The organism is Pantoea jilinensis (assembly GCF_019104105.1).
Taxonomy (GTDB): Bacteria; Pseudomonadota; Gammaproteobacteria; order Enterobacterales; family Enterobacteriaceae; genus Pantoea; species Pantoea eucalypti.
The window spans coordinates 3,583,581-3,597,430 of record NZ_CP077746.1; the positions used below are offsets into that span (position 1 = coordinate 3,583,581).

Genomic DNA, 13,850 nt, shown 5'->3' on the forward strand with positions numbered 1-13,850 from the left:
GCCCTCACGATGCAGGATTTGACGCGGTTCGACAACCGAATTATCGGCAATCTGATGCGGCTTCAGGGAGCCTGCCAGCCACCGCCCAGCGCGGCAATCAGCGCGACGCTGCTCACCCACTGCGTGGTCGCAAGCGTCAGCAAACTCTGCTGTGCGCTCAGGCTGCTGTTCTCAGTGGTCGCCACATCCAGGTAGTCAATCATGCCCGCCTCATACTGCAGGCGCGTCACCCGCGCCGAAGTCTGGGCCGCGTCGGTGGCGCGCTGCTGCGCGGCGATTTCGCCCTGCAGCGTGTTCAGCTCCACCAGCTTATCTTCCACCTCCTGCATCGCGGTCAGCACCGTCTGACGATAGGTGGCCACGCTGGCATCCCAGCTTGCCCGCGCCTGATCGACCTTCGCCGAGGTCGCACCCGCGTCGAGCAATGTACCGCTTAGCGCCGGTCCCAGTGACCAGACGCGGTTCGGCAGCGAGAAGAGCGAATGCAGCACGGAGGCGCTGACACCACCACTCGCGCTCAGAGTCAGGTCAGGATAGTAACCGGCTACCGCCACACCGATGGCGGCATTGGCGGCGGCCATATTACGTTCGGCGTACGCGATATCGGGACGGCGCTGTAACAGCTCGCCCGGCAGGGCTGCCGGAATCGCGGGTAATGTGGCCGTCAGTGGCGCAGCGGGCAGACTGAAGTCGGCCGGAGCTTTGCCAATCAGCAGCGCAATGGCGTGCTCCATCTGCGCACGCTGCCACTGATAATCCTGCGCCGAGGCGCTGGCGCTCTCCCGTTGCAGCTGCGCCTGGGCCAGCGTGGCACGCGACGCGGTGCCCGCCTGATACTGGCTGATAATCACGTTCAGATAGTGCTGATAAGCATCGACGCTCTGCTGATAGAGCGCGATTTTCTGATCCATGATGCGCAGCTGGAAATAGTCCTGCGCCAGCTCAGACTGGGCACTCAGCGTGATGTTGGCCAGTTCTGCCGCGCTGGCCGAAGCACTGGCGCGGTTCTCCTCCAGCGTGCGCCGCAGTTTACCCCACAGATCCAGCTCCCAGCTGGCACTCAATTCCGCCTGATGGCTGCTGCTGGTGGTGCGAACGCTGCTGTTGGTGGCATGGCTGCCGCTGCGCGTTACGCTGCCGTCATAGTCCAGCGAGGGAAACAGCGCTGCACGTGACTCAGCCGCCAGAGCCTGCGCCTGCCGGTACTGCGCGGCATAGGTTGCTACGTTCTGATTTGACACGCTGACCTGGCTCAACAGCCCGCTCAGCGTGGCGTCATGGTAAACCGTCCACCACTCGCCTTTGCTTTGCGCATCCAGCGGTGTCGCCGGCTGCCAGCCTCGGGCCTCTTTATAGTGAACCGGCATCGCTACAGACGGGCGCTGATAGTCAGGACCCACGCTACAGCCGCACAGCAGCATCACAACAAACGGGATGAGAGGTTTCATGGATCAGGATTCCGCAGGGCGCAAACGACGCCATTGACGTTGAGTGGCACGGCCCAGACGATCGAGCCAAAGATAAACAACCGGCGTGGTGAACAGTGTCAGCAGCTGGCTAAGCGCCAGCCCACCTGCAATCGCTATCCCCAGCGGACTGCGCAGGTCGGCATCACCGCCGCTGCCCAGCGCCAGCGGCAAGGCGCCAAAAAAGGCGGCCAGTGTGGTCATCATGATTGGCCGGAAGCGCATCAGGCACGCCTGGGTGATCGCCTGCTGCGGCGACATGCCCAACCGCCGCTCCGCATCAATGGCGAAATCAATCATCATGATGGCGTTCTTTTTCACGATGCCGATCAACAGGATGATGCCAATCAGCGCGATCACCGTGAGCTGCGTGTTGGTCAGCAGCAGCAGCAGCATCGCTCCGACGCCCGCTGACGGCAGCGTCGAGAGAATGGTCAGCGGATGGATATAGCTCTCATAGAGCACGCCGAGCGCGATGTAGACCGCCGCCAGCGCCGCCAGAATCAGCCACGGCATGGTGGCGGTCAGCTGTGAAAAGGCCGCGGCGGTACCGGCAAAACCGGCATGAATGGTCGAGGGCAGGCCCAGCTTCGCCATCGCCTGTTTAATCAGTAACTGCGCCTGCTCCAGCGAAACGCCATCATTGAGGTTAAATGCCACCGTGCTGGTGGCAGACTGGCCCTGATGCGCTACCGACAGCGGCGCGTTGCCACCGCTGAAACGGACAAAGGCGGAGAGCGGCACGCGATCACCGCTGTCGTTAATCACATAGAGTTGCTGTAGCGTCGCCGGATTCGCGGTGTCGCTGTCCTGCAGCGACATCACCACGTGATACTGATTCAGAGTGTGATAGAGCGTGGCGATCTGCCGCTGGCTGAAGGCATTATTCAGCAGTGTATCCAGCATTTTCACGTTGACGCCCAGTCGGGTGGCGCGGTCGCGGTCAATCGTCAGCTGCACCTCCTGACCGCCCGTCTGCGAGTCGGAATCTACGCTGTTAAGCTGGGGAATGGCTGCCAGCGCCGCCTGCACTTTCGGCGTCCAGACCCGCAGCAGCGCAAGATCGTCCGCCTGCAGGCTGTACTGATACGTCGCGTTAGCGCTACGTCCGCCAATGTGCAGATCCTGCGCCGCCATCAGGAACATCTGCGCCCCGGCGATATGGCTGGTTTTGCGCGTCAGTCGGTTAGCCACTTCAGTAGCCGTGGCATCGCGCTGGCTAAAATCCTTGAGCCGCACAAAGAAGTTGGCGCTGTTGCGGGAGCCAAACATCCCGCTGCCCATAGACGACATCACACTCTCGACCGCCGGATCTTTCTGAATGATCTTTGTAAACATCAGCATTTTCGGCTTCATCGCCTGGAATGAGATGTTCTGATCGGCACGCAGCGCGCCCATCAGCAGCCCGGTGTCCTGATTGGGGAAAAAGCCCTTTTGCACCACGGTAAAGAGAAAAACGTTCAGCAGCACGGTCAGCAGCAGGCTGAGCAGCGTCAGCTTCTGATGGCGCATCACCCAGGCCAGCCCGCGTCCGTAGGCAGCCAGCAGGCGGTTCAGCTGATTTTCAATAAACTGATAAAGCGGATGTGGTCGCTGGCTGACGGGCGGTTTGGGCTTTAGCAGGCGTGCGCAGAGCATCGGTGTCAGGCTGAGTGAGACGAACAGCGAGATCAGCAGCGACACGGTGAGCGTTACGGCGAATTCGCGGAACAGCCGTCCAACAATGCTGCCCATCAGCAGGATCGGGATAAACACCGCAATCAGCGACACGGTCATCGACAGCACGGTGAAGCTCACCTCCTGCGCCCCGCGCAGCGCCGCCCGCAGCGGACTCAGCCCACGCTCAATATGGCGAGTGATATTCTCCAGCACCACAATCGCATCATCCACCACGAAGCCAGTGGAGACGATCAGCGCCATCAGCGACAGGTTATCCAGGCTGTAACCCAGCAGGTACATCACCGCGCAGGTGCCGATCAGCGACACCGGCAGCGCCAGCGCCGGAATGATCACCGCCTGCAGATTGCGCAGGAAAATAAACACCACCGCAATCACCAGCAGCACCGCGATCAGCAGCGTCTCTTCGGTGTCATACAGTGAGGCGCGCACGCCGGGCGAACGGTCAACCACCACTTTCAGCTGGCTGTCAGCGGGCAGACTCTTTTCCAGCAGCGGCAATTGCGCTTTGATCGCGTCGATGGTTTCGAGCATGTTCGCGCCCGCCTGACGTTTAATGCCGATCATCACCGCAGGCGTGGCATTGAGGAATCCCGCCTGATAACGATCTTCCACCGAGTCATAGACCGTGGCGACGTCGCGCAGCCGCACCGCTTTGCCCTGCTGCCAGGTGATGATCAGATCGCGGTAGCTGGCGGCCTTTTCCAGCTGTCCGTTGCTGTCCACCAGCCACGACTGGTCACTGCTCTGCAAAATTCCTTTGGGCAGATTGGTGGTGCTGTTGGCGACAGCGGCGCGCACCGTCTCCAGCGAGATGCCGTAATGCGTCAGCTTCAGCGGCTGCAGATCGATGCGCACCGCGGGTAAAGCGCTGCCCATCAGCGAGACTTCGCCGACGCCCTGCACCTGCCCCATCACCTGTTCGATTTTGCTCTCTGCCAGGTCATAAAGCTCGCCGGGCGAGCGGGTGGCGGAGGTCAGCGCCAGCATGACAATTGGCGCATCTGACGGGTTGGCTTTGCGATAAGTGGGCAGCGAGGCCATCGCGCTCGGCAGCAGGCTGCGCGCCGCGTTGATCGCCGCCTGTACGTCGCGTGCCGCGCCATTGATATCGCGGTCCAGATCAAACTGCAGGATGACCGTGCTGGAGCCCTGCGAACTGCTGGAGGTCATCTCACTAATACCGGCAATCTGCCCCAGCGAACGCTCCAGCGGCGTCGCGACGGTGGCGGCCATCGTTTCCGGGCTGGCCCCCGCCAGGCTGGCGCTGACCATGATGGTCGGGAAATCGACCTGCGGCAGCGGTGCCACCGGCAGCAGCCGGTAGCCCAGCGCGCCGAGCAACAGTATCGCCAGCGTCAGCAACAGCGTCGCCACCGGACGAAAGATAAACAGCCGGGTCAGATTCATTGTCCACTCCGCGCCTGCTGCTGACGGCGTTTCACCCAGGCATTGCCGCGCTGCGCCAGCCCATCAAACAGCAGGTAGATCACCGGCGTGGAGAAGAGCGTCAGCACCTGACTGACAATCAGCCCGCCGACAATCACCAGCCCCAGCGGCTGCCGCAGCTCTGCGCCCGAGCCGGAAGCCAGCATCAGCGGTAACGCGCCGAGCAACGCCGCCATGGTCGTCATCAGGATCGGGCGGAAGCGCAGCAGACAGGCCTGATGAATCGCGTCACGCGGGCTGAGATGCTGCTTATGTTCTGCCTCCAGCGCGAAGTCGATCATCATGATGGCGTTCTTTTTCACGATGCCGATGAGCAGGATGACCCCAATCAGCGCAATCAGGCTGAACTCCGTGCCTGCCAGCAACAGCGTCAGCAGCGCGCCCACCGCCGCCGACGGCAGCGTTGAGAGAATGGTGACCGGATGGATAAAGCTCTCGTAGAGGATGCCGAGTACCACATACATAGTGATCAGCGCCGCCAGAATCAGCCACAGCGTGTTGCCGGTGGCACTCTGGAACGCCGAGGTTTCGCCCTGGTAACGCAGCGTGGTGCTCTCTGGCAGGTGCAACTGCTGCCGCACGTCGGCGATCGCCCGCTGCCCATCCTCCAGCGAGTAGCCCGGATTAAGGTTGAAGGAGATCATCACCGCCGGAAACTGATTCAGCCGCATGTGCATCAGCGAGCCGGTGCGCTGATGAATAGTGGCGATAGCGGTAAGTTTCACCATGCCGCTGCTGGCCGTGTCGCTATCAGAAGCTGAGCTGGACGTCGACGTTGATGAAGACGTTGATGTTGATGACGAAGCCGTGGATGAAGCCGTGCTGGTGGTTGATGACGAGCTGCTGCCGGAAGAGGGCTGCAGATAAACATCATCAAACGACGCCGGACCCTGCTGGTAAGCCGGAGCGACTTCCAGCACCACCCGATACTGATTCGACTGGGTGAAAATAGTCGAGACCAGACGCTGACCAAAAGCGTTATAGAGCGCGGTGTCCACGTCCGACGCAGTAATACCAAAGCGCGCCGCTTTATCGCGGTTCAGCTCAACGTATGAGACGCGCCCCTGATCCTGCAGGTTACTTACCACGCCATTAAATTCGGGCCGCTGCTGCAACGCTGCCACCATTTTTGACGACCCGCTGACCAGATTCTCACTGTCGGCGTCGTCCAGGGTGAACTGATACTGACTCGGCGAGACCTGGTCGTTGACGGTGAGATCCTGCGCCGGTTGCAGATAGAGCCGGATACCTGGCACATCGGCGGTCGCCTGTTGCAGTTGTTTAATCACCTCATCCGCTTTCACATCACGCGAGCCAAATGGCTTAAGGTTGATCTGTAACCGTCCGCTGTTGAGGCTGGTGTTGGTGCCGTCGATGCCAATCGTCGATGAGACGCTTTCCACCGCCGGGTTTTTCAGAATCAGAGCCGACAATGCCTGCTGCCGCGTGGCCATCGCTTTAAATGAGACATCCTGTGAGGCGACAGTAATGCCCTGAATCAGCCCGGTATCCTGGGTCGGAAAGAAGCCCTTCGGCACCATCATATAGAGCAGCGCGGTCAGCCCGAAGGTCGCCAGCGCCACCAGCAGCGTCAGTTTCTGATGGTTAAGTACCACGGTCAGCAGCCGGTCATAGCCGCGCACCAGCGCATCGAAAAGTTCGCCGCCCTTGCGGGAAAAAGTTGACTGCTGTTCGGGCGGAATGTGGCGCAGCAGATACGCACACAGCATTGGCGTCAGAGTCAGCGACACCAGCATCGACACCAGAATCGCCACCGCCAGCGTGATCGCGAACTCCCGAAACAGTCGCCCGACCACATCACCCATAAACAGCAGCGGGATCAGTACGGCAATCAGTGAAAAGGTGAGCGAGATGATGGTGAAGCCAATCTGCTGTGAGCCCTTCAGCGCAGCCTCCATCGGCGACTCGCCCTGCTCCAGCCGCCGGGAAATGTTCTCGACCACCACGATGGCGTCATCAATAACAAAACCGGTGGCGATAGTCAGCGCCATCAGCGACAGGTTATTCAGGCTGAAGCCTGCCAGATACATCACACCAAAGGTGCCGATCAGCGACAGCGGCACCGCCACGCTGGGGATCAGCGTAGCGGCCACGTTGCGCAGGAACAGGAAGGTCACCATCACCACCAGCGCAATCGACAGCATCAGCTCAAACTGCACATCACTGATCGAGGCGCGGATGGTCTGAGTGCGGTCGGAGAGAATCGTCATCTTCACCCCGTCCGGCAGCGCCGCCTGCAGCGCGGGGAGCTGCGCCTTGATGTTGTCCACCACCTGAATTACGTTTGCGCCCGGCTGGCGCTGCACGCTAATCACAATCGCCGGCTGGTTGTTAGCCCACGCTGACTGGAAGCTGTTCTCCGGGCCCTGTTCAATATGGGCGATATCTTTCAGGCGCAGCGCCGCGCCATTTTCATAGGTGAGAATCAGGTTGCCGTACGCGTCGGCGGTGCGCAGCTGGTCGTTGGCATCGATGGTGACCGAATGATATTTCCCGTCAAAGCCGCCTTTGGAGCCATTAACGTTGCTGTTGCCAATCAGCGTATTCACCGCCTCCAGCGTCAGATGATGCGCCGCCAGCGCCTGAGGATTCATCTGCACCCGAATCGCGGGCTGATGTCCGCCCGCCAGCGTCACCATCCCGACACCGGAGATCTGCGACAGCTTTAGTGCTACCCGGGTATTGACCAGATCCTGCACCTCGGTCAGCGGCAGCGTGCTGGAGCTCGCCGCCAGCGTCACCACTGCACTGTCCGCCGGGTTAACCTTTTTATAGGTCGGCGGATTGGGCAGATTGTCGGGCAGCAGGTTATTCGCCGCATTGATCGCTGCCTGCACCTCCTGCTCGGCGACATCCAGCGAGAGATCGAGGCTGAACTTCAGGGTAATGATCGACGCGCCGCTGGCGCTGGTGGAGCTCATCTGGCTCAGCCCGGCCATCTGCCCTAACTGGCGCTCCAGCGGCGACGTGACCGACGACGCCATGACATCCGGGCTGGCGCCCGGATAGAGCGTGGTGACCTGAATGGTCGGATAGTCGACCTGAGGCAGCGCCGAGGTCGACAGAAATTTATAGGCAAAAATACCGGAGATCAGCACGCCGACCATCAGCAGAATGGTGGCGACTGGACGCAGGATAAACAGGCGAGACGGGTTCATTTCGACACGGCACCGGCAGCAGGTGTCTCATCGGCCAGCGTGACTTTGCTTCCGCTGGTGAGGCGATCGATCCCTTCTGTCACCAGCCGATCGCCTGGCGAAACGCCGCTGAGGATCGCCTGCTGATCGTCGCCGAACGTGGGGCCGGTGGTGACCGCTTTGCGCGTGACGGTGTGATCCTGATTGATCACAAAGACAAAGCTGCCGTCGCTGCTGAGCTGCAGCGCCTGCGCCGGGATCACCGTCGCGCCTTTCAGCACCCGGAGCTGCAGCCGCAGATTGACAAACTGGTTAGCAAACAGCGACTCATCCTGGTTGGCGAACACCGCCTTCAGCGCCACGGTGCCGGTGGCGGTGTCGATCTGGTTGCTGATGAACTTTACTTCGCCGCTGGCGAGCTGATGCTGGTTGTCCTGATCAAACAGCGTGGCGGGCAGGCTCTGGCCCTGATGCAGGACGCTGACCAGCGCCGGGATATCGCTTTGCGGCACGCTAAAGGTCACGGCGGCGGGCTGCATCTGGGTGATCGTCACCAGGCCCGTGCTGCTGGCGCTCTGAACCATGTTGCCGGGATCGATCTGACGCAAACCGACGCGTCCGCTGATCGGGGCGGTGATGCGGGCATATTCAATGCTCAGCTTCGCACTGGCGATCTGCGCCTGATCGGCGGCGACCGCACCGCGATACTGCCCGACGGTGGCAATCTGGCTGTCCAGATCCTGACGCGCCAGCGCATCCTGTGCCGCCAGTTTGCGGTAGCGCGCCAGCGTCAGTTCGGCGCTGTTCAGCAGCGCCTGATTTTCGCTGAGTTCGCCCTGATACTGGTTCAGCGTCGCCTGATAGCTGCGCGGATCGATCTGCGCCAGCAACTGCCCGGCACTGACCTTCTGCCCTTCGGTAAAGAAAACCTGCTCCAGCTGGCCGTCAACGCGGCTGGTCACCGTCACGCTGGCGTTGGGGATCACCGTGCCGAGCGCATTGAGCCACACCGGCACATCCGCCGTGCTGGCCATACCGCTGTGAACCAGCGTCGCCCCGCCGCCCATCATGCCATGCGCGCCATGCCTGCCCGGCGGCATCCCCTCACCCGGCCCATGACCCGCCGTCAGCAGACGCCAGATAACGCCCGCGACAATCGCAACCACCAGCAACAGGAGCAGCCATTTGAGCCCAAAAGTACGCCCGGGGCGAGAAAGGTGAGTCATCGTCAAACTCTTCAGGTAAGCAGAAAAAGAAATCCCGGAACATGCGGAATGCGGCAGTGTGAACCGGCTGAGGCGAGCAAAAAAACGCCAGGGTTCACGGCGGCCATTATCGGTGAAAGCCGACGCGCCTTTCTATTGGCAAACTGTCAGGGTTTCGTTAAGAACGATGATGATTTAACGGCGGTTATACAGCGGGGAAGAGAGCGTCCGGCGAGCAGGCAAAAAAAACCCACGCATCTGCGTGGGTTGGTGTAATAACAGGGATCTCACTGCCGAAGCGGTGTTGTTTTCACACCCATCAATACCTCTGGGACTGCTATCCTCGCACTGATTGACCGCGCGGGGACAGCGAGAAAACGCAACCGAATTCGGGGAAGTGCAACGAGGTGTGAATATCTTTCACGTCTCGCTTACACTCTGATTCCACTAAGATTTATCCGAAGTATTGGTCGCCGGTTTCGTGTAAATGGCATCTGGCGCAATGTTCATGTGTTTCAGCACCGGCCCCATAATATTACCGAACACTGGTGCGGCAACCGAGCCACCGAAGTGATCGCCTGCCGTTGGATGGTTGATCATCACCACCAGCGCCACTTCAGGATGGCTGGCTGGCGCAATACCGGCGGTGTAGTTGACGTAGCCGCCATCATACTTGCCGCTGGTGCCCATTTTTTCCGCCGTACCGGTTTTGGTCGCCAGACGATAACCCGGCACCGCGGCTTTCAGCCCGGTTCCGCCCGGCAGGACGTCACTCTCCAGCATATGCACCACCTCTTTCACCGTTTCCGGGTTGGCAACCTGCCGCCCCATGACCGGTGGCGTAACGCGGGTGATCGACAGCGGACGGTAAACGCCATAAGAGCCGAGCGTGGCGTATTCACGGGCAATCTGCAGCGGCGTGACACGCAGGCCGTAGCCAAAGGAGAAAGTGGCCCGCTCGATATCGGCCCAGCGGGTACGGTGCAGCGGGAAGTAGCCGACGCTTTCGCCGGTCAGCCCTAATCCGGTGGGTTTACCCAGGCCAAACGCCTGATAGGTATTCACCAGCGCTTCCGCAGGCATCGCCAGCGCGAGGTGTGATACGCCAATATCACTCGATTTCTGCAGAATGCCCGTCATGGTCAGGCGCGGCCAGTGACCGACGTCGCGGATCAGGTGGCCGTTCACGCTATAAGGCGTGGTATCGATGACGGAATCCGGGCGCACCAGGTGGCGCTCCAGCGCCTCCATGACCACTAACGGCTTAACAGTCGATCCCGGCTCATAGCTGTCATTGATGGCCGAGTTACGCATCTGCGCCGGGGTCGCCCCTTCGTAGTTATTAGGGTTGAACGACGGATAGGAGGCCATCGCCAGAATCTCGCCGGTGTCAATTTTCACCAGCACGGCGGCGCCTGAATCCGCCTTGTTGATCAGCACGCCGTCACGCAGTTTGCTGTAGAGCGTGTACTGGTCATATTTGTCGATGCTGAGCTGCACCGTTGGCGGCTGAGTCGGCGGCTGATAGTTGATCATGGCGATGATATTGCCCGCCGCATCCTGACGATAGACCTCTTTGCCCGGTTCGCCCTGCAACACTTTATCAAAGCCTTTTTCCAGGCCATTAAGACCCACGTTATCCGCTCCCACAATGCCGAGCAGCGGCGCAGAGGCCTCGCTCATCGGATAGAAACGGCTGTCGTCGTAGACTTCGCTGATGCCTTTCAGCTTCAGTTCTTTAATATCTTTCGCGATGCCCAGTTCAACTTTACGGCCCAGATAGAGGAAGCGACGTTTCGGGTTAGCAGTGATCTGCGCCGCCAGCTCTTCAGGACGGGTGTTAAGCGCCGCCGCAAGATAGGCCCATTTAGCGCTGGTGAAATCGGGGTTACTCTCAAGCACTCGCTGCGGATCGGCAATGACATCGCGCGATGGCACGCTAAGCGCCAGCGCTTCACCGTTACGATCCAGCAGGGTACCGCGGCTGGTCGGCAGCGTGACGGTACGTAGCGATCGCTGATCGGCTTCGTGCTCCAGCATCGGCTGATTCAGGAACTGCAGGTCCGCGACGCGCGCCAGCAGCACCACCAGACAGGTCGTGACACCCAGGCAGATCAGCCGAAAACGAAAAGGGTTAAATGGCGCTTTTATCTGGTCTTTTCCCAGTAGTTTTTTAATCCGGGGCATGGCATTCCGCTGCGCAAAATAAGAGAAAGAGGCTGGTGCCAGCAGTTATAAAGAAAGCGCTGGCTGTATAACAGGAAAACTGTGTATCAGTTCGTTATCGGCCGCAGATTTTGGGCAAAAAAAACCTGCGCATCTGCGCAGGTTGGTGTAATCAAGAAAATCTATTGATGTTCACCCATCAATACCTCTGGGACCCTGAATGTAGCAAGAGGGATTAATCGGCTGCTATCTCTCAAACGCAACAGTTACCCGCAAAATGTAACCAGCCATGAGATCCTTACGCTATTGTGCAATCCTGATGTTTTTTGATTTCCACCAGGCAACTCATGGCGTTTGGTCCCTGCGTCAGCGACGAGGTTCCGATATCGAGCGTCAGCACATTGGGGTTACCCGCGCGATCGTGCGGCTGCCACGCCTTGCCAAAACCAGGATCAAACCAGGCACCGGTAGAGATAATGACCACGCCCTGCGTCACGCCCTCGGTGATCCGCACGCCCGCCAGCATCACGCCGCGTGCGTTGCTCACCTCAATCTCGTCGCCCTCCACCAGACCGCGCGCTGCTGCATCCTGTGGATGCATGTAGAGCGTTTCGTGTCCGGCAGTTTTATTGCCCTGCACCGTTTCGGTGGCATCCAGCTGGCTGTGTAACCGGTCCGAAGGCTGAATTGAGATCATGTGCAGCGGATAGTCGTGGCTGACCGGCGAGCCGAGCCACTCCTGCGGTTCACGCCACTCCGGATGACCGGCAAAATCGTCAAGCTGGTAGTCCGCAATGGTCTGGCTGAAAAGCTCGATTTTGCCGCTGGCGGTTTTAATCGGGTTCGCCTGCGCATCGGCGCGGAACGCCTCCATAAACTGATAGGGCTTGCCGCCTTCCGGAATTTCCACAAAGCCGCGCTGCCAGAACGCATCAAATTCGGGGAAATCGATGCCTTTGCGCTGATGCGCGGTCGCACACTGCTGATAAAGATGGGCGATCCACTGCATCTCATTGCGCCCTTCGGTGAAGGTGTCGCGATAGCCGAGGCGCTCGGCCAGGTCCGCAAAAATATCGAAGTCGTTGCGCGCCTGGTGCTGCGGTTTGATCGCCTGATGCATCGCCAGCACAAAGCGATCGCGTGAGGAGCCACCGATATCATTGCGCTCGAGCGTGGTGGTGGCAGGCAGCACGATATCCGCCATCTGCGCAGCAGGCGTCCAGACGATATCCTGCACGACCACCGTATCGTGCCGTTGCCAGCCCTCCACCAGCCGGTTCAGCTGCTGGTGATGATGGAACGGATTGCCGCCCGCCCAGTGCACCATGTGAATGTCAGGATAGTGCAGCGTTTCGCCCTGGAAGCGGTACGGCTGGCCGGGATTGAGCAGCATGTCGCTGATGCGCGCCACCGGAATCGACAGCCCGGACGGATTGGGGCCGGTGCTCATCATCGGGGCTGGCCCCTCCTGACGCGGGTTGCCAACGCTGTTCATTGAACCGTGACCAAAGGAGAAACCTGCGCCCGGCAGGCCTGGCTGGCCGAGCATCGACGACAGCGCAATCATCATCCAGTAAGGCTGTTCGCCGCGATGGGCGCGCTGAACGGAATAGGAGCAGGTCATAAAGCTGCGCTTGCCGGTCAGCTGCTGCGCCAGCTGCACAATTCTATCCGCTGGAATGCCGGTGATACGACTGGCCCAGCCAGCGGTTTTCGCCACGCCGTCGGTTTCACCCAGCAGATAGGCTCGCAGCTGCGGCCAGCCGGTGCAGTGGCTGGCGAGAAACGCTTCGTCAACCGCGCCGCGCTGGGTGATTTCATAGCCCAGCGCCAGCATCAGCGCCACGTCGGTATTGGGGCGAATCGGGATCCACTCGGCGTTAACGAATTCCGGGCAGTCATCGCGCATCGGGCTGATGTTGATTACCGGCGTCCCTTTGGCCGCCAGCTGCATCAGCGCCGGTTTCAGGCTGTGCTGCCCTGCGCCACCCGAGGCAACCTGGGCGTTTTTCAGCGCCAGCCCACCAAAAGCGACAAAAATTTCGGCGTGTTCCACCACCTGCGGCCATTCGGTGACACGCCCGGTCAGCGGCATATACGTGCCGATTACATAGGGCAGGAAGAACTGCGCGGCACCCCAGCTGTAGTTGCCCTGCTGATCGACGCCACCGCCACCCTGAAAGTAGAAACGACGAACCAGGGTGCGGGCGTGATTAACGCGTCCAGCCGATGACCAGCCGTAGGAGCCGTTGAAAATGCCCGAGGCACCGTAACGCTCGCGCACGCGGCGATTCTCCTCCGCCACCAGGTCCAGCGCGGTTTCCCAGTCGACGGCGACAAAATCTTCCCGGCCACGCAGCGTGCGATCGCTCTTTTCGCGTGACTTTAGCCACGACCGACGCACCATCGGCTGGCGAATGCGTTTGTCGGAGTAGACCAGTTCAGGAATGGTGTGGATCATCGGTGACGGATCGGCATCGGCGAAGAAGGGTTCGCAGCCAATCAGGCGATCGTTTTCAGTGACGGCGGTAAAGGCGCCCCAGTGAGCCAGATGTGGCACTTTGGTTTTCATCGTTGTTTTTCACGGTAGCCAGGTGGGAGATTGAGCATAACACGGGGCGGCGGCTGAGCAGAAGATGTGCCTGAGTGCCCGATTTCACCCCTTTTTGCGACGACGCTGACATTCTGTCGGGTTGATGTGTCCGCCCTTTTCCGTAACACTGATGTGA

Annotated in this window: 6 protein-coding genes; all 6 read right to left on the bottom strand. The window is 60.2% G+C overall.

Annotated elements, in window-relative coordinates:
* Positions 1 to 62: 62 nt before the first annotated feature.
* A complete protein-coding gene (locus KTJ90_RS16905) occupies positions 63 to 1,448 on the bottom strand; it encodes an efflux transporter outer membrane subunit (protein WP_187961157.1) in 1,386 nt (461 codons plus the stop codon).
* A gap of 3 nt (positions 1,449 to 1,451) precedes the next feature.
* The gene (locus KTJ90_RS16910) at positions 1,452 to 4,553 is read right to left on the bottom strand and encodes an efflux RND transporter permease subunit (RefSeq protein WP_499025535.1); all 3,102 of its coding nucleotides are present in this window, start codon (positions 4,551 to 4,553) and stop codon (positions 1,452 to 1,454) included.
* Entirely contained in the window at positions 4,550 to 7,771 is a 3,222-nt protein-coding gene (locus KTJ90_RS16915) for an efflux RND transporter permease subunit (protein WP_140916146.1), read from the bottom strand. Before KTJ90_RS16915 ends, KTJ90_RS16910 begins: the two co-directional genes overlap by 4 nt.
* Complete coding sequence (locus tag KTJ90_RS16920) at positions 7,768 to 8,976, bottom strand: MdtA/MuxA family multidrug efflux RND transporter periplasmic adaptor subunit (RefSeq protein WP_008925436.1); 1,209 nt, start codon at positions 8,974 to 8,976, stop codon at positions 7,768 to 7,770. The genes KTJ90_RS16915 and KTJ90_RS16920 overlap by 4 nt, the downstream gene beginning before the upstream one ends.
* Before the next feature lie 426 nt (positions 8,977 to 9,402).
* Positions 9,403 to 11,142, bottom strand: coding sequence for a penicillin-binding transpeptidase domain-containing protein (locus KTJ90_RS16925; protein WP_003851029.1), 1,740 nt, complete (start codon positions 11,140 to 11,142; stop codon positions 9,403 to 9,405).
* Between the two features lie 277 nt (positions 11,143 to 11,419).
* A complete protein-coding gene (locus KTJ90_RS16930) occupies positions 11,420 to 13,693 on the bottom strand; it encodes a molybdopterin guanine dinucleotide-containing S/N-oxide reductase (RefSeq protein ID WP_499025538.1) in 2,274 nt (757 codons plus the stop codon).
* Positions 13,694 to 13,850: the final 157 nt, after the last annotated feature.

Bases quoted from the DNA above. Each gene is read 5' to 3' on its own strand.
- KTJ90_RS16905 (WP_187961157.1), bottom strand. From the start codon at position 1,448: ATGAAACCTCTCATCCCGTTTGTTGTGATGCTGCTGTGCGGCTGTAGC.
- KTJ90_RS16910 (WP_499025535.1), bottom strand. From the start codon at position 4,553: ATGAATCTGACCCGGCTGTTTATCTTTCGTCCGGTGGCGACGCTGTTG.
- KTJ90_RS16915 (WP_140916146.1), bottom strand. From the start codon at position 7,771: ATGAACCCGTCTCGCCTGTTTATCCTGCGTCCAGTCGCCACCATTCTG.
- KTJ90_RS16920 (WP_008925436.1), bottom strand. From the start codon at position 8,976: ATGACTCACCTTTCTCGCCCCGGGCGTACTTTTGGGCTCAAATGGCTG.
- KTJ90_RS16925 (WP_003851029.1), bottom strand. From the start codon at position 11,142: ATGCCCCGGATTAAAAAACTACTGGGAAAAGACCAGATAAAAGCGCCA.
- KTJ90_RS16930 (WP_499025538.1), bottom strand. From the start codon at position 13,693: ATGAAAACCAAAGTGCCACATCTGGCTCACTGGGGCGCCTTTACCGCC.